Below are 1,206 nucleotides of genomic sequence, written 5' to 3' on the forward strand. Positions count from 1 at the left end.
CTTAGTTGGTTAACTAGAAACCAAGGTATCTCTAAAGACACCCTATCGAACTGGGTTCGGAAGTACAAAGAAGCTGGTGTTGATGGGCTAGAGGAAAGCCGTCAATGGAAGAAGTATAGTAAGGAACTAAAGGAACAAGCTGTTTCCGACTATCTTAATGGCTTGGGAAGTCTCAAAGATCTGACCAAAAAATATGGAATTTCTGACCCTTATGTTCTCAGATCATGGATAAAAAGTTATACTAGTGGTAAAGAACTGAAAGCTACTAGTAAAGGAATGAGACGCATGAAGCAAGGACGCAAGACAACATTTGAAGAACGAATTGAGATTGTCAATTTTACCCTTGCCCACGAGAAAGATTACCAAGGGGCTGTTGAGAAGTATGGTGTTTCCTACCAGCAGATCTATTCTTGGGTCAGAAAGTTCGAGAAGGACGGTTCTAACGGTCTCCTAGATCGTCGTGGAAAAGGTCTTACAAGTAAACCAAACCTTACTCCAGAAGAAGAGTTACGCCTCAAAATCAAGCAACAGGAAGAGCGGATTAAGTATCTTGAAATGGAGAACGGCCTGCTAAAAAAGTTAGAAGAAATCAAACGACGAAACCGACGGTAAGACTTGGTCGGCACTTGGAAACCTTCCAAGCGATTAAAGAATATGCGGATGAGTATGAAGAGGTTTCTATCAGCCACTTGTGCCATATTCTAAAGGTATCTCGCTCAGGCTATTACAAGTGGTTACAACATCAAGAAACAACTTCTGAACAGGAAAATTTAGGCTTGATGGATATCATCAAGAAACTTCATAGCCAGCATAATGGTATTCTTGGTTATCGTCGTATGACGCTATTTGTCAATCGCAAGCTTGAAACAAACTACAACAAGAAGCGGATTCGACGCTTGATGCACATTCTAGGTCTACGTTCCATTATCAGAAGAGCCAAGGGCTATTGTACTAAAACTAGCTTTGTCAATGTAGAAGACAACATTCTCAATCGTAATTTTACAGCCACTGCTCCAAATCAGAAATGGTGTACAGATGTGACTTTCTTGAAGTACGGTTTCAGCTGTAAAGCCTATTTGAGTGCTATTAAGGATATTTACGACGGCTCAATTGTCGCCTATGTAGTTGGTCAATTTAATGATAACGAATTGGTATTGGAAACACTTCGTAAAGCACAAAAAGCTAACCCTAATGCGACACCATTAA

1 pseudogene is annotated in these 1,206 nt (G+C 40.4%); it reads left to right on the forward strand.

Going from position 1 to position 1,206, the window contains the following annotated elements:
- Positions 1-1,206 (forward strand): annotated as a pseudogene (locus CGS49_RS13540) (IS3-like element ISSth1b family transposase); the annotation flags it as partial.

This window comes from Faecalibacterium langellae (assembly GCF_002549775.1).
Classification (GTDB): Bacteria; Bacillota; Clostridia; order Oscillospirales; family Ruminococcaceae; genus Faecalibacterium; species Faecalibacterium langellae.